14 protein-coding genes are annotated in these 17,248 nt (G+C 74.3%); 6 read left to right on the forward strand and 8 right to left on the reverse strand.

The window, feature by feature from the left end; all coding sequences use genetic code 11:
- Nucleotides 1–671 precede the first annotated feature (671 nt).
- Complete coding sequence (locus V6V16_RS17195; RefSeq protein ID WP_334563275.1) at nt 672–2,150, reverse strand: glutamate--cysteine ligase; 1,479 nt, start codon at nt 2,148–2,150, stop codon at nt 672–674.
- 182 nt (nt 2,151–2,332) lie between these two features.
- Between V6V16_RS17195 and V6V16_RS17200 the strand changes: the two genes are divergently transcribed.
- On the forward strand, nt 2,333–2,671 hold the full coding sequence (locus tag V6V16_RS17200; protein ID WP_334563276.1) for a DUF3817 domain-containing protein: 339 nt from the start codon (nt 2,333–2,335) through the stop codon (nt 2,669–2,671).
- 65 nt (nt 2,672–2,736) lie between these two features.
- Here the strand turns inward: V6V16_RS17200 and V6V16_RS17205 are convergent, their stop codons facing one another.
- A complete protein-coding gene (locus V6V16_RS17205; protein ID WP_334563278.1) occupies nt 2,737–3,597 on the reverse strand; it encodes an alpha/beta fold hydrolase in 861 nt (286 codons plus the stop codon).
- Between the two features lie 57 nt (nt 3,598–3,654).
- Nucleotides 3,655–4,203, reverse strand: coding sequence for a hypothetical protein (locus V6V16_RS17210; RefSeq protein ID WP_334563314.1), 549 nt, complete (start codon nt 4,201–4,203; stop codon nt 3,655–3,657).
- 140 nt (nt 4,204–4,343) lie between these two features.
- Here V6V16_RS17210 and V6V16_RS17215 point away from each other — a divergent pair, with 140 nt between their 5' ends.
- From V6V16_RS17215 to V6V16_RS17225, 3 genes are read left to right on the forward strand one after another with little or no spacing between them, the layout of a single operon-like run.
- Entirely contained in the window at nt 4,344–5,468 is a 1,125-nt protein-coding gene (locus tag V6V16_RS17215) for a baeRF2 domain-containing protein (protein WP_334563280.1), read from the forward strand.
- Nucleotides 5,461–7,221, forward strand: a complete 1,761-nt coding sequence (locus V6V16_RS17220) for a thiamine pyrophosphate-binding protein (RefSeq protein ID WP_334563282.1) — start codon at nt 5,461–5,463, stop codon at nt 7,219–7,221. Before V6V16_RS17215 ends, V6V16_RS17220 begins: the two co-directional genes overlap by 8 nt.
- Nucleotides 7,222–7,272: 51 nt before the next feature.
- Nucleotides 7,273–8,361 (forward strand): iron-containing redox enzyme family protein, encoded by a 1,089-nt coding sequence (locus tag V6V16_RS17225; protein ID WP_334563284.1) that lies wholly within the window; start codon nt 7,273–7,275, stop codon nt 8,359–8,361.
- 230 nt (nt 8,362–8,591) lie between these two features.
- Here V6V16_RS17225 and V6V16_RS17230 read toward each other — a convergent pair whose 3' ends face one another.
- Nucleotides 8,592–8,819 (reverse strand): CDGSH iron-sulfur domain-containing protein, encoded by a 228-nt coding sequence (locus V6V16_RS17230; protein ID WP_334563286.1) that lies wholly within the window; start codon nt 8,817–8,819, stop codon nt 8,592–8,594.
- Nucleotides 8,820–9,029: 210 nt separating this feature from the next.
- Between V6V16_RS17230 and V6V16_RS17235 the strand changes: the two genes are divergently transcribed.
- Complete coding sequence (locus V6V16_RS17235) at nt 9,030–10,442, forward strand: hypothetical protein (protein WP_334563316.1); 1,413 nt, start codon at nt 9,030–9,032, stop codon at nt 10,440–10,442.
- A 224-nt stretch (nt 10,443–10,666) separates the two neighbouring features.
- Nucleotides 10,667–11,806 (forward strand): SigB/SigF/SigG family RNA polymerase sigma factor, encoded by a 1,140-nt coding sequence (locus V6V16_RS17240; protein ID WP_334563288.1) that lies wholly within the window; start codon nt 10,667–10,669, stop codon nt 11,804–11,806.
- A 57-nt stretch (nt 11,807–11,863) separates the two neighbouring features.
- Here V6V16_RS17240 and ctaD read toward each other — a convergent pair whose 3' ends face one another.
- The 4 genes from ctaD to V6V16_RS17260 form a co-directional block, all read right to left on the reverse strand.
- Nucleotides 11,864–13,867: an aa3-type cytochrome oxidase subunit I gene (gene ctaD / locus V6V16_RS17245; RefSeq protein WP_334563290.1), complete on the reverse strand. Its 2,004-nt coding sequence runs from the start codon at nt 13,865–13,867 to the stop codon at nt 11,864–11,866.
- 105 nt (nt 13,868–13,972) lie between these two features.
- A complete protein-coding gene (locus V6V16_RS17250) occupies nt 13,973–14,701 on the reverse strand; it encodes an ATP-binding protein (protein WP_334563292.1) in 729 nt (242 codons plus the stop codon).
- 166 nt (nt 14,702–14,867) lie between these two features.
- Nucleotides 14,868–16,025 (reverse strand): glycosyltransferase, encoded by a 1,158-nt coding sequence (locus V6V16_RS17255; protein WP_334563294.1) that lies wholly within the window; start codon nt 16,023–16,025, stop codon nt 14,868–14,870.
- 61 nt (nt 16,026–16,086) lie between these two features.
- On the reverse strand, nt 16,087–17,085 hold the full coding sequence (locus V6V16_RS17260; protein WP_442934098.1) for a glucosyl-3-phosphoglycerate synthase: 999 nt from the start codon (nt 17,083–17,085) through the stop codon (nt 16,087–16,089).
- Nucleotides 17,086–17,248 lie beyond the last annotated feature (163 nt).

Raw genomic sequence — 17,248 nt, forward strand, 5'->3', positions numbered from 1 at the left:
CGGCCGACCAGACGACCGTCAGCAGGAACCCGCCGAGGACGCCGAGGAGGATGATCAGCCCTCGTCGCCGGGGGAAGTGCCCGTCGACGAACGTCGACGTCCCGACCCGCGCGGGATGCTCGAGCCGGACGGTCGGTCGGTGCGCGGGACGGACCTGTGGGTCTGCGTCACAGGGGCTCCTCGGGGTGGCAGGGAACCGGAGGGGGAGCGGGGCGGGCGCCGCGTCGACGCTGACGGCGACGCCCGCGACCGGCGTCGATCGCGCCGGCCGACGCGGACACGCCCGCGCGCCCCCGCCGCGGGGCCGTCGAGTCATGCGAGTCGATGTCCGCGTTTCATCATGGGATGGCAGCCCGCGCGCCGTTTCTTCGATCGTGCTCACTTCGCGGCTCCGGCCGGCCCGCCGGGGGTCCGTCACCTGCCGGCGGGCCCGCCCGGGGTCCGTCCCAACGGACGGCCCGACGGCCCGGACCCCCGAAGGGCTCGATCGCCGCCGGCGGCCGACCGGGGGCTCCCGGCGCTCGGTACCGGGTCTTCCGGGGGTGTCCCCCGGCGGTCGGTACGGGGTCAGCCCGAAGGTGTCGTCCGGCGGTCGCCGCCGGACCGACCGGGAGGTGCCGCCCGGCGGTCGACAGCCGGGCGCCTCGCCCCGTGGCCGGCGGGACGCGCCGTCAGGGGATCGGCCACTCGTGGACCGGCCGGTTGGTGTGCATCAGCGCCACGTAGTGACGTACCACCTCGCGCAGCGCCTCCGGCCGGTCGAGGTGGTCGGCGGACTCCAGCCGGTGCAGGGTCTCCACCTGCCAGGTCGCGCCGTTGCGCCCGGTCAGGCAGCGCTGCTCGATGATCCCGAGCAGCCGGTCCCGCTCGGCCGGGTCCAGGCCCCACCGGTCCAGCCCCTGGTGGGCCAGCGGCAGCAGCCGGCGCAGCACCAGCTCGGTGACCGGGAGGTAGCCCAGGCCGGGCCAGAAGACCTGGGCGTCGATGCCGTGCCGGGCGCAGGCGGTGAAGTTCTCCTCGGCCGCGCTGAACGACATCTGCGACCACAGCGGCCGGTCGGCCTCGGCGAGCGCCCGGACGAGGCCGAAGTAGAAGGCGCCGTTGGCGACGGTGTCGAGCACCGTCGGCCCGGCCGGCAACACCCGGTTCTCCACCCGCAGGTGCGGCCGGCCCTTGAGCACGTCGTAGACGGGACGGTTCCAGCGGTAGACGGTGCCGTTGTGCAGCCGCAGCTCGGCGAGCCTCGGCACGTCGCCCCGGGCGAGCGCCTCGGCCGGGTCCTCCGGGTCGCAGACCGGCAGCAGCGCCGGGAAGTAGCGGACATTCTCCTCGAACAGGTCGAAGACCGTGGTGATCCACCGCTCGCCGAACCACACCCGCGGGCGTACGCCCTGGGCCTTGATCTCCTCCGGCCGGGTGTCGGTGGCCTGTTGGAACAGGGGGATGCGGGTCTCGCGCCACAGCTCCCGGCCGAAGAGCAGCGGCGAGTTCGCGCCCAGGGCCACCTGGATGCCCGCGACCACCTGCGCGGCGTTCCAGTAGTCGGCGAACTGGGCCGGGCTGACCTGGAGGTGGAACTGGGTGCTGGTGCAGGCCGCCTCCGGGGTGATGGTGTCGGCGGTGACCGCCAGCCGTTCCACCCCGTTGATCGCGATCCGCAGGTCCTCCCCGCGGGCGGCGAATATCTGTTCGTTGAGCAGCGCGTAGCGCGGGTTGGCCGACAGCGTCGAGGCGGTCAGGTGCTCCGGCCGCAGCGTCGGCAGGATGCCGATCATGACCATGTGGGCGCCGACGCCCCGGGCCTTCTCCTCCGCGGCGTTGAGGCTGGCCCGCACGTTCTCCTCGAAGGCGGCGGTGCCGGTGCCGGCCAGCCGGCGCGGCGCCACGTTGATCTCGACGTTGAACTGTCCCAGCTCGGTCTGGAAACTCGGGTCGGCGATGGCGGCGAGCACGTCGGCGTTGCGCATGACCGGCATCGACCGGTCGTCGACCAGGTTCAGCTCGATCTCCAGCCCGGTCATCGGGCGCTCCACGTCGAACCGGGACTCCCGGAGCATCTCGGCGAAGACGTCCAGACACCGTCGCACCTTCTCGCGGTAGCGGGCCCGATCCTCGCGACTGAAGGTCCGTACGCCCACGTCCTCGCCCATGGTCACCGCCTTGTCACCGTTGGTTCCCCTAACCTCGCACGACCTCGGCCGGCCGGGGAAGACCCGAAGGTCCCTTACGTACCCAGCCGCGGCCCGAGTGATCCCCATCGCCTCCGCCGATCGCCGAACCGGCGCGGCCGGGCGGGTGGCTAGCATGTGCGGCAACCGGCGGGGGAGGGGCGATGCGCGAGAAGATCACCAGGTTGTTCGTGGCGGCGGCGATCGCCGAGGCCTGCTCCTGGCTGGCCCTGCTGATCGGAATGGCCGTCAAGTACGGTCCGCCGGGCAACGAGATCGGCGTGAAGATCTTCGGCCCGATCCACGGCGGGCTCTTCGTCGCGTACGGCCTGCTGGTCCTCGCGGTGGCCCGGCTGCACCGGTGGCGGCCGTGGCCGACGCTCGCGGCGCTCGCCTGCGCCGTGCCGCCGTTCGCCACCCTCTTCTTCGAGCGCTGGGCCGCCCGGCGGGGGATGCTGCGCGCCGATGGCGAGCCGGAACGGCCGCTGACCCCCGTCGCCTGACCGCCCGGCCGGCGATCCGTGCGCCGCCCTGGCGAGGTGCGCCGACGGGATGGCCCGGGGGTGGGTCAGCCGGCGAGGAAGTCGGCCAGCACGGCGGCGAGCCGCTCGGGGGCCTCCTCGGCCATGTGGTGACCGGAGTCGACCGAGGCCACCCGCACGTCGTCGGCCCAGTCCCGCCAGATCGCCGCCGGGTCGCCGTACAGGTCGACCATGTCGTCCCGCTCCGAGAAGCAGAACAGCACCGGGCAGGAGATCCGTCGGCCGGCGGCCCGGTCGGCGTCGTCGGCCGCCCGGTCCGGGCCGAGCCCGGCCCGGTAGTCCTCGCACATCGCGTGCACCGTCGCCGGGTCGTGGATCGCCCGGCGGTAGTCGGCGTACGCCTGCTCGCCCATGGTGGCCGGCGACCCCCCGTACCAGGCGTCCGGGTCGGCGTTGATCACCCGCTCCGCGGGCTCATCGGACTGGCCGAGGAAGAACCAGTGCCACCAGCGGGCGGCGAACCGGGCGTCCGCGCGCGCCAGCGCCTCCCCGATCGGCACCCCGTCGAGCACGCCCAGCCGGCTGACCCGGTCCGGGTGGTCCAGCGCGGTGCGCATCGCGACGTAGCAGCCCCGGTCGTGCCCCACCACCGCCGCGCGGTCGTGGCCGAGCGCGTCGAGCAGGCCGACCACGTCGCGGGCCATCGCCCGCTTGGCGTACGCGCGGTGCCCGGGGTCGCTCGGCGGCTTCGACGAGCCGCCGTAGCCGCGCAGGTCCGGGCAGATCACCGTGTGCTCGCGGGCCAGCAGCGGCGCGACCCGGTGCCAGGTCGCGTGGGTACGCGGATGCCCGTGCAGCAGCACCACGGGTGGGCCCGAACCGCCGTGGCGTACCCGTAGCCGGACCTCGCCGACGTCGACGTGCTCCAGCGCGAACCCCTCGAACATGGCCCCCACGGTGCCCGCCCGCGCGACGCCGGAAACCGCGCCGGGCGATCCCGGCTGTCAGGTCAGCGCGGACCAGGCCACCAGGGCGGCGACCAGCAGCGCGCCCAGCACGGCCTGGAGCAGCAGCGGCGGCCCGAGGTGCGACCAGAGGGTGGCGGTGCGCGGGGTGAGCAGCTGACCCGTCGTCAGGTTGACGATCCGCTCGATCTTCGGCGGCAGGTCCGGGTCGCCCTGCCGGCGCAGCGTGAGCTGCACATGGTCGGCGGGGTGCAGGGCGCTCTGCGGCAGGTGCCCGTGCAGCTCGACCTCGCAGAGCCGCCCGGCGGTGTCGCGCACGCGCACGGGGGTGACCAGGTATTCCGGGCCCTTCTTCAGGTCCTTGAACCGGCGGCGGGCCCCGCCGGAGCCGGCGGAGAGCAGGGAGCGGGCCAGCGCCACCAGCAGCCCCACCACCCCGGCCGCGGCAAGCACCGCGACCAGCACCGGCTGGCCGATGCGCACCTCGCGCGGATAGCCGTCCATCAGCCGGACGATCCGCCCGGTGACGATCCGGTCGGTCGGGTGGAGGATCCGCGGTACGTGCAGGTCGCTGCTCATCTCCACCACCCAGGGTTCCGATGCGTTCACTCATGGTATCGGCCGTTCGGGTTCAACGACGTGAATGAAACCCGCTCACGCGCTCACGCGCCAGGTGACAACCGCACCGGCGCGGGTAAGCGGGGGGCCGAGCTGGAAAGGGGTCGAGCATGCAGCTGTCCTTCCTGCGCCCGCTCTACGACCGGCCGGGACCGTGGGTCTCGGTGTACCTGGACGCCTCCGCCAACACCGAGGACGCCCACCCGGCGCTCGACCTGCGCTGGCGGGCGTTGCGCCAGCGACTCCAGGAGCAGCGCGCGGACCTGGCCACCATCGAGGCGGTCGAACGGGTCGTGCGCGAGCACGACCCGATGCCCGGGGACTACGGGCTGGCCGTCTTCGGTGCCCGGGGCCGGGTGGTGCTGTCGGAGTACCTCTCCGCGCCGCCGCTGCGCGACCTCGGCGCGTTCACCTCGCTGCCGCACGTGATGCCACTGCTGGCACAGCGCGGCGAGCGGGTGGCCTGGGTGCGGGTGCTGGCCGACCGCACCGGCGCCGACGCCGTGGCGATCAGCGCCGGCGGGGTGCCCCGCCGCGCCCACGTGACCGGCCGCGAGACCTTCCCGCTGCGCCGCGTGCAACCCGGTGGCTGGTCGCAGTCGATCTACCAGAAGGCCGCGATGGAGGCCTGGCACCACAACGCGGGCGACGTCACCGCCGCGACGGTGGAGCTGGCCGAGAAGGTCGGCGCCGAGGTGGTGGTGGTCGCCGGGGACGTGCGGGCGACCGGCATGATCGCCGCCCAGATGCCGGAGCGCTGGCAGGACCTGATGGTCCGCACCGACGCCGGGTCCCGGGCCGCGGGCGCCGACCAGAGCCTGCTCGACGACCTCACCGTGCAGACCATCGCCGAGGTGGCCGACCAGCGGGTCAGCGCCGCGCTCGACCGGTTCGGCATGCAGGAGGACGTCGGCGCCGGGCTGGACGCCGTGGTCACCGCCCTGCAACGCAACCAGGTCGAGACGATGCTCATCGTCGACGACCCGTCGGCGACCGGGGAACTCTGGATCGGCCCGGAGCCCACCGAGATCGCCACCGACCCGGGGCAGCTCGCCGCCATGTCCGTACGCGACCCGGAGAAGGTCCGGGCGGATGCCGCGCTCGTTCGCGCGCTGGTCGGCACCGACGCCGAGCTGACCGTGCTCGGCCCGGACGAGGCGCCGGAGCTGGCCGACGGCGTCGGGGCGGTCCTGCGCTACGTCGACGCCGGCACACCGGGACGCGGCGATGACTGAGCGGACGGTGGCCGACCTGGTGGTCGAGCGACTGCGCGCCTGGCGGGTGCCGCGGGTCTTCGGCTATCCCGGGGAGGCCGTCGCCCCGCTGGTCGAGGCGTTGGACGCCTCGGGCGGCGACCCGGCGTTCGTGCCGGCCCGGCACGAGGAGACCGCCTCGTACATGGCCACCGGGCACGCCAAGTTCACCGGCGGCATCGGGGTCTGCCTGGCCACCCAGGGACCGAGCGCGGTGCAACTGCTCAATGGCCTCTACGACGCCAAGCTGGACAGCAAGCCGGTGGTGGCGATCGTCGGGGAGGACATCACCGGTCCGCTCGGCGGCGCCCACCAGGAGATCGGGCTGAGCCGGCTCTTCGCCGACGCGTGCAACCAGTTCGTCCGGTACGGCCGTACCCCCGACGGGGTGCCGGCCCTGCTGGACCAGGCGTTCCGGACGGCCGCCGCCACCCGCAGCCCGGTCTGCGTGGTGCTGCCCCGGCAGTTGCAGGAGGCGGTCGTGCCCGACCTGCAGGCGTACGCGGCCGGGGTGCTCGCGGCGACGCCGGGGGAGCCGCTGGCCCGGGTGCTGCCGCACGAGGTGGACCTGGACGCGGCCGCCCAGGTGCTCGGCAACGGCCGGCGGACCGCGATCCTGGTGGGACAGGGCGGCCGGGGCGCGGCTGACGAGATCGTCGCCCTCGCCGACCGGCTCGGCGCCGGGATCGCGGCGTCGCTGCTGGGCAAGCCGGTGCTCGACGAGCGGCTGCCCTTCCACGCGGGCGTCCTCGGCGAGGTCGGCACGCCGGCCGCTGCCGAGCTGATGGGTGGCTGCGACACGCTGCTGCTGGTCGGCACGAACAACCCGTGGACGGACTACTTCCCGATGCCCGGCCAGGTCCGCGCCGTGCAGATCGACATCGACGGGCGGCGGATCGGTAACCGCTACCCGGTCGACGTCCCGCTGGTGGGCGACGCCCAGGAGACGTTGCGGGCGTTGCTGGCGCGGGTGCCGGACCGCCCGAACGCGCGCTGGCGGGAGACCGTGCAGGGCTCGGTCGACAGGTGGCGGGCCGAGCGGGCCGACCGGGCCGGCGCCCCCGCCCAGCCGGTGAACCCCCAGCTGGTGCTCCAGGAGCTCTCCGCCCGGGTCCCGCGCCGCGGGGCGGTGGCGGTGGACGTCGGCTCGGTCATCTACTGGTACGCGCGGCACCTGGAGCTGCCACCGGGGGTCAACGCGCAGCTCTGCGGCACCCTCGGCTCGATGGGCTGTGCCCTGCCGTACGCGGTGTCGGCCAAGCTCGCCGCCCCGGACCAGCCGGTGATCGCCCTGCTCGGCGACGGCGCGATGCAGCTCAACGGCCTGGCCGAGCTGGTCACCGTGGCGCACCACTGGCGGGAGTGGCGCGACCCCCGCCTGGTGGTGCTGGTGCTCAACAACCGGGACCGGTCCGGCATGGGTGGGGGCCGTGCGCCGATGGACCCGACGCACCGCCGGCCCGACGTGCCGTACGCCGGCTGGGCGCGCCTGCTCGGCCTGCACGGCGTGCGGGTCGACCGGCCGGAGCTGGTGGGGGCGGCCTGGGACGAGGCACTGGCCGCGGACCGGCCCTGCGTGCTGGAGGCCGTGGTCGACCCGGCGGTGCGGCTCGCGCCGCCCGAACCGGCGTTCGCGGACCTGCGCGAGGTGTTCGCCCAGGGCGACGCGGCCCGCCGCGTGCGCGACCGGATGCTCGCCGCCGGGGTGCCCGTGGACTCCGACGGCCTCGTTTAGCCGCCCGCTCGCCGGGCACTGAGGTCCCGCAGTACGACGCTGGAGGTCACCTTGTCCGAGTCCACCGATCGCCGGTACGGTCCCGCGCCCCTGCCGCAGCCCCGCGGGCCCGTCTCGGCGGCACTGCTGGACGCGCTGCGGCGGGCGCCGCACGACCTGCCGGCGAGGCTCGGCGCCCGGCTGGGTCCGGCCGACCCGGTCACCGACGAGGATCTCCAGCTCACCCTCTTCTGCTGCTACGAGCTGCACTACCGGGGCTGGCGGAGCGTCGACGAGGAGTGGGAGTGGCAGCCGTCCCTGCTGGCCCTGCGCGCGCGGGCCGAACGGCGCTTCGAGGCGGCGCTGCGGGAACTCGTGGGGCCGCTGCCGGTGGCGCTGCCCGGCGGGGTGCCGGCGGCCCTGGCCGACGTGGTCGCCGCCGACGACGGGCCGTCGCTCGCCGGCCACCTGCAACGCCGGGCGACGCTGGCCCAGTTCCGGGAGTTCGTCACCCACCGCTCGATCTACCACCTGCGCGAGGCCGACCCGCACAGCTGGGCCCTGCCGCGCCTCGGCGGTCCCGCCAAGGCCGCCCTGGTCGAGATCCAGATGGACGAGTACGGCAACGGGCGGCTGGACCGGATGCACGCCGAACTGTTCCGGGTCACCCTGGCCCGGCTGGGGCTCGACACCGGCTACGCCGCCCACCTGGACGCCGTGCCCGCGGTCACCCTGGCCACCAACAACCTGATGTCGCTGTTCGGGCTGCACCGGCGGCTGCGCGGGGCGCTGCTGGGACACCTCGCCGCCTACGAGATGACCTCGTCGTTGCCGAACCGCCGCTACGGCAACGGGCTGCGCCGCCTCGGGCTGGACGAGGTGGCCACCCGCTTCTACGACGAGCACGTCGAGGCGGACGCGGTGCACGAGCAGATCGCCGCGTACGACCTCTGCGGGGGACTGGTCCGGGTGGAGCCCGACCTCGCCCCGGACGTGCTCTTCGGCGCCGCCGCCGCGCTCGCGGTGGACCGGCTCTTCGCGGCGCACCTGCTGGACGCCTGGACCGCCGGGCGCACCTCCCTGCGCGAGGCCGCCGGCCCGATCCGGGTGACCCTCCGCGAACGCCCCCGCGGCGGCGAGATCCCCACCGCCGTAGCCTGACCCCGCCCCCGCCCGCCCCCGCCCGCCTGCCCCGCCCCGCCCCGCCCCGCCCCGCCCCGCCCCCCACCGCGCGCCGATCTTGCGGTTTCGGTCCCCGACGAGGGGCATTCGGGCGGATCGTCCGGGCGGAAAGTGCAAGATCGCGGCGGCGAGGGGCGGCGAGGGGCGGCGAGGGGCGGCGAGGGGCGAGGGGCGGGCGGCGAGGGGCGGGCGGCGGGGAGAGGGGTGGGTCAGGAGTCGCGGTTGGTGCCGGCGCGGAAGTTGACGGCCTTGTGGGTGCCGTCGCAGAACGGCTTGAGGGCGGACTTTCCGCAGCGGCAGAGCGCCACCGTGCCCCGCCTCGCGTCGATGGTCTCCCCGTCGGGGGTGACCAGGGCGAAGTCGCCCCGCACCAGCAGCGGTCCGTCCCGGTACGGGGTGATGGTGGCCGCCGCCGGGGTCTCGTCGTCTGTGCCCATGTGCGCTGATGTGCCCCTCGTGCCGGCGACGAAACCCCGGCTCGCCGGGGCGTGAACCGGCTCGTAGCCCGGTGCGGCGCGGCGGCGACAGCGCGCCCGGGATCTTCTGATTACTCCCGCCCGGTGGGGGATGCCCCGTTTGAACCCCATCGGGACGGGAAGCCGGGCCGCGTGGTGAGCGAACGAGGCAAGGTGGGGCCGGTGCGCAAGGTGCGCGAGGGGCTCACGGCCAACGGTGCCGGACTGGCGGGCGACCGGGTCGTGGCGGCGGGCAGCGCCGCGCGCGTCCTGGTCGCCGCCACCGCCCGCGCGCTGCGCGGAACCGACTGCGCCGACCTCGGGCACCCGGGGCATCCGGGGCCGCTGTCGCGGTTCACCGGGGCGCCCGAGCCGGTACGCCGGGCCGCGGTGCTCCGGGCGGCCGGGCGGGTGGCGCTCACCCCCGGGCAGACGGCCGAGGTCGACGCCTCCCGGGTCGCCCGGTGGTTCGCCGACCAGTACCCGCAGCGCCGCTATCCGGGCGCCCTGATCGGCTCCCCGCACGGCGCTGCCGCGCACCTGGCGATGGCGCTGGGCGTGCCCTGGCTGCCCGCCGGCTTCGAGATGACCGCCCACTGGGCGCAGGGGGCCGTCGACCGGCCCGGGGCCGCCCTGGACCACGGCGCCGCGCTCACCGCCCGCCTGCTCGGCGGCAACCCCGACCTGCACGTACGTCAGGTGCACTGCCCCGCCAGCCGCGGCGCGCTGGCCGGTGCCACGGTGTCGCTCGCGGCCCGGTGGCGGTCCCTGCCGGGCGCGTACGCGCGGTTCCTGGCCGACCGCCTGGAGCCGGGCGCCCCGCTGGTGCTGCTGCGCGACGCGCGCACCTGGCCGGTCTTCGACTCCGCGCCCGGGCACAGTTTCCAGGTCGGCTGCCCGGGCAGCGGCCTGGACCCGGTCGACTTCCACCCCGACAGCCACGCCCTGCGGCAGGTGCTCCGCTCGGCGGGCGGGGACGGCGCGCGGTGGGAGGTCCCGGAGGTCACCTCGCCGCCCGGGCCGGCGGAACACGGCGTGGAGGCCGGCTTCGAGACCAGCCTCCGGGAGTGGACCGGCCGGCAAGGGCATCCGCTGCACCGGCTCCTCGTGCCGCGCCCGGAGGCGCTCAGCGCCGCCACCGCCGACCTGTACCGGCGCTGGCTGCGCGCCGCCGGCAAGACCGGGGACCGGCTGGTGGTGGAGTGCGGCCGGCTGCTCGACCCGTGGCAGGTGGTCCGCGCCGGAATGGTGCCGTACTGGTGCGAGAACGCCACCCGGCGCAGCGTGGAGGGGGTGGAGTGGTGGCTCGCCGGGAGCGAGCCGTTCAGTTCCGTGGACGTGCTGCCCGAGCCGCCGGGCCTGCGCTCGCCGGCGCTGGCCGGCCTGCCGCAGTGGCTGGCCGTCGCCGGCTTCGGGCGCCGCCGGCGCGCACTGGACCGCACCTCGGCGCGCGGCTACCCGGTCACCTCGGTGCCCACCCGGCGCGCCACCGAGGTGCTGCGGGCGCAGCCGTACGACCTGCCGACGCCGCCGGCGCTGACGATCGCCGACGCCCTCGCGGCGCTCCGTGACAGTGGCGCCCACCAGGGATTACTCGTCTGCTGAGCCGGCCTCTCGAAACATCCTCGCGAACCCGCGGTCCCGTGATTGAGTACCTACGGAGCGGGAACACCGCTGGCTGCGACGGCCTGATCACGCCGTCCGGCGGCGTGTCGCCCGCTGACATCCCAGTCATGTGACCCACTTTCCGGCCCGGGCGTGGTGCGACCACGCGCGCGCACGACCGGTTTCCTGATTCCGGGCGGGGGACCTTCCTGAGGGAGGCGCGGATGTTCGGACAGACCACCACCACACCACCACCTCCGACCGAACGGGGCCTGGAGGACCTGGACGCGGCGGCACTGGCGTACGCGGCCCGGATCGAGGGCCTACCGCCCGAACGGCGCCAGGAGGCGCGCGACGACCTGGTCCGCTTCGCCCTGCCGTTCGCGGGCCGGCTGGCCCGCCGCTACCGGGGGCGGGGGGAGCCGCTGGAGGACCTGGAGCAGGTCGCCCGCCTCGGACTGGTCAACGCCGTCGACCGGTACGACCCGGAGCGGGGCTCGTTCACCGCGTACGCCGCGATCACCATCGTCGGCGAGATCAAGCGGCACTTCCGCGACCGCACCTGGGGCGTGCACGTACCGCGCCGGCTGCGCGACCTGATCCTGGAGGTGGGGCAGGCGACCTCCGCGCTGACCAGCGAGCTGTCCCGCGCCCCGTCGGTCGCCGAGCTGGCGGAGCGGCTGGAGACGCCGCAGGAGGAGATCCTCGCCGCGCTGGAGTCGGCCGCCGGCTACAGCCCGGCCTCGCTGAACGCGCCCGTCGGCGGGGAGAGTTCCGCCGAGTTCGGCGACCTGGTCGGCGAGTCCGACAACGCGCTCGAATCCGTCGACGACCGGGTGACGGTCAGCGGGCTGCTGCACCGGCTGCCCTGGCGGGAGCGGCGCATCCTGGCCATGCGCTTCTACGGCAACCAGACGCAGGCCGAGATCGCGGCCCGGTTCGGCATCTCCCAGATGCACGTCTCCCGGCTGCTGTCGCGGGCGCTGACCTGGCTGCGCCAGGCGATGCTCGCGGACGCCCCGCCGCCGTGGCAGAGCGGCGCGGCCGAGTCCGAGCCGCCGAAGACCAGGATCTCGGTCCGGCACAACGGCGACCGGGTGGTCGTGGAGGTCGGCGGGGAGGTCGACCGCAACGGCGCGGACCAGCTGCGCCGCGCCATGCTGGAGGCGGTGACCGGGCAGCCCGCCGAGGTGGTGGTCGACCTGGTCGGCGCGGGCGGCTTCGACGCCGGCGGCATCGCCGCGCTGATGGCCGGGCGCGAGGCCGCCGCCCGCACGGGGGTGCCGCTGCGGCTGACCCGCGTGCAGCCGGCCGTGCGGCGCTCGCTCACCGCGGCGGGTCTCGCACCGGCCCGCGAGGGCTGACGGCCGTCGGGGAGGGGCCGGCACCGTGGGGTGCCGGCCCCTCCTGGCGTACGCCGCTCAGTGCTCCGGGGTGTCGCCGGGGCTGCGCGGGTGCCGCCAGCGGTCGTTCTCCTGCGGCTCCCGCTGCGCCCCGAGGTTGCTCTCCTCCGGCTCGTCGGTCTGCTCGAAGGCGGGCCGGCGGATGTCGTCGGGCTCCGGTACGTCCACCGGCCGGGCCCCGGACTGCGCCGCGGGCTGGTAGTCGGCGGCCTCCCGTGCGCCGTGCGCCCCCTCGGCGGACGGCGCCTCGGGCACGTGCTTCTCGCGGTGCAGCTCCTCGCGGAAGTCCTGCGGCGGCTTGGTGGCGCGCTGGGGCAGGTCCCGGCCGAGGTCGGCGACGAGCGGGCCGTACTTGGCGTCGAAGGCGGGACGCTCGGAGCGGATCCGGGGCATCCGGTCGAAGTTGCGCAGCGGCGGTGGGCAGGTGGTGGCCCACTCCAGGGAGTTGCCGAAGCCCCACGGGTCGTCCACGGTCACCTGCGCCCCGAAGCGCCAGGACTTCCAGGCGTTCCAGATGAAGAAGAGCGTGGAGGCGCCGAGCACGAAGGCGAAGACGCTGGAGAAGGTGTTCAACGCGGTGAACCCGTCGTTGGGCAGGTAGTCGGCGTACCGGCGGGGCATGCCCTCGTTGCCCAGCCAGTGCTGCACGAGGAAGGTGCCGTGGAAGCCGATGAACATCGTCCAGAAGTGGGCCTTGCCGAGCCGGTCGTCCAGCAGCCGCCCGGTCATCTTCGGCCACCAGAAGTAGAAGCCGCCGAAGAGCGCGAAGACGACCGTGCCGAAGAGCACGTAGTGGAAGTGCCCGACGACGAAGTAGGTGTCGTGGGTGTGCCAGTCCGCAGGCGGGCTGGCCAGCAGCACCCCCGTCAGGCCGCCGAAGAGGAAGGTGACCAGGAAGCCGATCGCGAAGAGCATCGGCGTCTCGAAGGTGAGCTGTCCCTTCCACATGGTGCCGATCCAGTTGAAGAACTTCACCCCGGTGGGGACCGCGATCAGGTAGCTCAGGATGCTGAAGAACGGCAGCAGCACCTGGCCGGTGGCGAACATGTGGTGGGCCCACACCGTCATCGACAGCACGGTGATCGCGATGGTGGCCAGCACCAGGCCGGTGTAGCCGAAGATCGGCTTGCGGGAGAAGACCGGGATGATCTCGGTGATGATGCCGAAGAAAGGTATCGCGATGATGTAGACCTCGGGGTGGCCGAAGAACCAGAACAGGTGCTGGTAGAGCATCGGCCCGGAGGTCGACGGGTCGTACACGTGGGCGTTGAGCAGCCGGTCCGCGGAGAGCGCCAGCAGCGCGGCGGCGAGCAGCGGGAACACCAGGATCACCAGCAGGCTGGTGAAGAGCATGTTCCAGGTGAAGATCGGCATCCGGAACAGGGTCATGCCGGGCGCGCGCAGGGTGAGGATCGTGGTGATCAGGTTGACCGCCCCGAGGATGGTGCCCAGCCCCGAGACGACCAGGCCGATGACCCACAGGTTGGCGCCGACACCGGGGGAGTGCTCCTGGCTGCTCAGCGGCGAGTAGGCGGTCCAGCCGAAGTCGGCGGAGCCGCCCGGGGTGAGGAAGCCGCCCAGCACCATGAGGCCGCCGAAGAGGTAGAGCCAGTAGGCGAGCGCGTTGAGCCGCGGGAACGACACGTCGGGCGCGCCGATCTGGATCGGCACGATGTAGTTGGCGAACCCGAACGCGGCCGGGGTGGCGAACAGCAGCAGCATGACCGCGCCGTGCGAGGTGAAGAGCTGGTTGTACTGCTCGGCGGAGAGGATCTGCATGCCGGGCCGGGCCAGCTCGGCCCGTATCAGCATCGCCTGGAGCCCGGCGATCAGGAAGAAGCCGAACGAGCTGATGAGGTAGAGCAGGCCGATCTGCTTGTGATCGGTGGTGGCCAGGAACCGGGTCAGCTTCCCGCCGGGCAGCGCCTTGCGCAGCGGCCCGGGATAGCCGCCGAAGCGCGCCGGCGCCAGGATCGCCGGCCCCCGGTCGCGTGCAGGTGCCGTGGTTTCCCGCTTGGGCATGTCACTCTCACCCCGTCAGACGCAGATAGGACGGCGCGGCTACCCGCCCCTCCGCCCCATGAAACCAGGCGACAGCGGCTATTCAGGCGAGAGTGGTAAATTCGGCTAATTCACGGGCAGCATGGCCCAGACGACCTTTCCGTCGCCGGCCGGCACGCTGCCCCAGCGCTGGGTCAGCTCCCGGACGAGCACCAGGCCCCGCCCGCCCTCCGTCCGCTGGTCGGGGGTGCCGGCGTGGGCCGAGTCGCGGCTGCCGTCGGCCACCGCGAGGTGCAGGTACGGCCGGCGCAGGGTCAGCGTCACCTGCATCGGCGTGCCGGCGTGCCGGACCACGTTGCCGACCAGCTCGCTGATCACCAGCGACGCCGGGCCGACGGCCTCCGGCAGGTGCCAGCGGGTGCACGCGTCGGTGACCAGCTCCCGGGCCCGCCGGCAGGCCTCCGCGACCGGTTCGAGGCGGGCCCGCAGCCGGGGAGCCGCCGCCGCGTTCGCCACCCGGGTCGCCTCGTCGCAGTCGGGGCGTACGGGCACCACCCGGCAGGCGGTCGACTGCGCCAGCCAGCCCGCCACCTCGGACGGCGGGGCGCAGAGCACGACGGGCACCGCCGGCCAGCCGGCCGCCCGACGGGCGGTGGCGACGAAGACCGAGAGCGCGAGCCGGTCCCGGACGACCACGTGGGTGAGGTCGACCACGAGCGCGTCGGGCTGACGGGCGAGGCATTCGTCCAGCACGGTGTGCACCTTGCGCATGGTCCCGAGATCGAGGCCGCCACGCAGGTGCACGATGGTCACGGGGGGACCGTCGTGCACCTCGCAGGTGATCCGGCTCGGCATGTGCGCCTCGTTTCGCGTCGGTCGGGCAACCTGCGATCTACCCGGACCCGTGCAGGGTGAAACCGGACCGCCCCGGCCGGCCGCGCGGCCGCCGCGCGGCCGGGGCACGGCACGGGCCGCCGCGAAGCGGTGCGCGCGGCGGCCCGGGGCGGGTGCGACCGAGGGGTCAGGCCGGCTGTAGGCGGGAGACGGCGGCGAGCTGGCGGACCCGCTCGTACAGGCCCACGTACTTCTGCGCCATGACCGCGGGGGTGAAGCGGAGGGCGGCCTCCCGCCGGCACTCGTCCGGGTCCAGCAGGCCGGCGGCGAGCACCAGGTCAGCCAGCTCCTCCTCGTCGGAGGTGAGCAGGCCGGTGCGGCCGTGCTCGATCAGCTCGGGCAGGCAGCCCCGCGCGGTGGCGACCACCGGCGTGCCCAGGGCCAGCGACTCGACGACCGCGGTGCCGCCCGGCTCCTCCCAGCGCAGCGGGAACAGCGAGGCCAGCGCGCCGGCGAGCAGGTCGTCGCGCTCCTGACCGGCCACCGTGCCCACCCAGCGGACCAGGTCGCCGTCGACGTGCGGCGCCACCTCGTCGTAGAAGAACCGGACGTCCGGGTTCTGCCGGGCCTCGTCCCCGGCGGCGGCCAGGTCCTCCGGTCGGTGGTAGGGCCCGACGGGGCCGGCGAGCACCAGCGGCATCCCCGTCCGGTGGGCGAGGCGGGCGCCCACGTCCTGTCCCTTGCCCGGGTTGATCCGGCCCAGAATGATCAGGTAGTCGCCCTTCTCGGTCCGGGGCCGGCGGTCCGCGTCGACGGCCAGCGGGGTGGCCAGGTGCACGTGCCCCACCGAGTGCTCTCGCAACGCCCGCGGCGCGCGGGCCAGCTGCGACGCGGAGACCCCGTTGACCCGGACCCGGTCGCCGCCGTCGAGGTTGCCGTAGAGCGCCGGGTGCTTGGCCAGGTCCCAGTGCAGCGTGTGCAGTGCCGGCGGGGCGTCCGGACCCATCGCGGCGAGCGTGGCCAGACCGACCGCCTCCACGTGGTCGTGCACCAGGTCGATGTCGTCCCGCGAGTACAGCGTGCGCACCACGCCGTTGAGGTGCGCCTGGGCGATGCCGCAGACCTGGTTGTAGGGCCGTTGCAGGGCGTGGAACTGCCCGTCGGGAAAGACGGAGAACTTCTCGTCGACCGGGAGCGTGCTGCTCTCCACCGACGCCAGCACCACCCGTACGCCGAGGCGGCGCAGCTCCGGCACCAGCGTCGCGATGACGTTCTCGATGCCGCCGTAGCCGGGCGGCGGCACGGACAGCCACGGACCGGCGTTCATCAGGACGGTGAGGCTCATGCGGGTTTCCTTCCCTGGGCCGTGCGCGCCCGGTCGTTCACGGTCGTCGAAGCTCGCGCGCTCACGCCGCGGGGACCCGTCGGCGGGGGACGCGGTGCCGAAGCTCCGCCAGGGGCGGACGCTCCTCGACGGAGACGTCGGAGACGACGATCTCCCGGTCCAGGTTCGGCAGCGCGTCGGAGCCGCCGCGCCGGAACTGCGTCAGCAGGGACGCGGGCATCGCGCCCGGCGCCGCCCAGCCGCGCCGCTGCAACCGCGACCAGGCGGTGAGCATGATCTGGGCCGACATCCGTCCCAGGGCGGCGGTGTCCTGGTGGCGGTGCTTGCGCTCGCCGAGGTCGACCTGGGCCAACGCGTCCAGCCCGACCAGCTCGAGCAGGTCGATGAGCATCGCCGTCTCGACCCCGTAGCCGGAGACGAACGGCACCCGCTCCAGCACCTCCCGGCGGCCGGCGTACTCGCCGGCGAGGGGCTGCACGAAACCCGCCAGCTCCGGCCAGAACAGGTTCAGCATCGGCCGGGCCATCAGCTCCGTCACCCGCCCGCCGCCGTCGGCCTCCACGCTCGACGCCCCGACCAGCGGGCGGTGGTAGAACCCCTTGACGAAGTCAACCGACGGATCGGTCAGCAGGGGGCCGATCAGCCCGGTCACGAAGTGCGGGCGGAACTCGCGCAGGTCGGCGTCGACGAACGCCACGATGTCGCCCTCGGCGGCGGCCAGCCCTGCCCAGAGGGCGTCCCCCTTGCCGGCCAGCCGGGGCAGGCCCCGGGTCATCTCGTCCTGGCTGACCACCTCCGCGCCGGCGGCGCGAGCCACCTGCGCGGTGCGGTCGGTGGACCGGGAGTCCACCACGATCAGCTCGTCCACCAGGGCCACCCGCTCCATCAGGTGCTCCCGGACCGTCGAGACGATCGCGCCGACGGTCGCCTCCTCGTTGCGGGCCGGCAGGACCACGCTGACCCTGCTCTCCCCCTTGGCACGCATCAGCCGCCGCGCCGGCCAGTCATCCGCCGACGTGGTGCGGTACGTGGCCCACGCCTCCACCACCGGTGAGACCATCGAATCCGTACTCCGCACAGGCACCCCCAGATCGTGGCGGAACAAACCCCGCATGTTTTTCCCACTGCCGCGCTCGCGCTAACCGCCGATGAGCTAACAGCTTGATCACGACGGTGACGTGCGCGGGTTCCGGCCCGGTGAACGTTTGGTTGCGTCCACGCGG

This window comes from Micromonospora sp. CPCC 205561 (assembly GCF_036906775.1).
Lineage (GTDB): Bacteria > Actinomycetota > Actinomycetes > Mycobacteriales > Micromonosporaceae > Micromonospora.

Bases quoted from the DNA above. Each gene is read 5' to 3' on its own strand.
- ctaD (WP_334563290.1), bottom strand. From the start codon at position 13,867: ATGCCCAAGCGGGAAACCACGGCACCTGCACGCGACCGGGGGCCGGCG.
- V6V16_RS17230 (WP_334563286.1), bottom strand. From the start codon at position 8,819: ATGGGCACAGACGACGAGACCCCGGCGGCGGCCACCATCACCCCGTAC.
- V6V16_RS17215 (WP_334563280.1), top strand. From the start codon at position 4,344: ATGCAGCTGTCCTTCCTGCGCCCGCTCTACGACCGGCCGGGACCGTGG.
- V6V16_RS17220 (WP_334563282.1), top strand. From the start codon at position 5,461: ATGACTGAGCGGACGGTGGCCGACCTGGTGGTCGAGCGACTGCGCGCC.
- V6V16_RS17255 (WP_334563294.1), bottom strand. From the start codon at position 16,025: ATGAGCCTCACCGTCCTGATGAACGCCGGTCCGTGGCTGTCCGTGCCG.
- V6V16_RS17205 (WP_334563278.1), bottom strand. From the start codon at position 3,597: ATGTTCGAGGGGTTCGCGCTGGAGCACGTCGACGTCGGCGAGGTCCGG.
- V6V16_RS17195 (WP_334563275.1), bottom strand. From the start codon at position 2,150: ATGGGCGAGGACGTGGGCGTACGGACCTTCAGTCGCGAGGATCGGGCC.
- V6V16_RS17260 (WP_442934098.1), bottom strand. From the start codon at position 17,085: ATGGTCTCACCGGTGGTGGAGGCGTGGGCCACGTACCGCACCACGTCG.
- V6V16_RS17250 (WP_334563292.1), bottom strand. From the start codon at position 14,701: ATGCCGAGCCGGATCACCTGCGAGGTGCACGACGGTCCCCCCGTGACC.
- V6V16_RS17200 (WP_334563276.1), top strand. From the start codon at position 2,333: ATGCGCGAGAAGATCACCAGGTTGTTCGTGGCGGCGGCGATCGCCGAG.
- V6V16_RS17240 (WP_334563288.1), top strand. From the start codon at position 10,667: ATGTTCGGACAGACCACCACCACACCACCACCTCCGACCGAACGGGGC.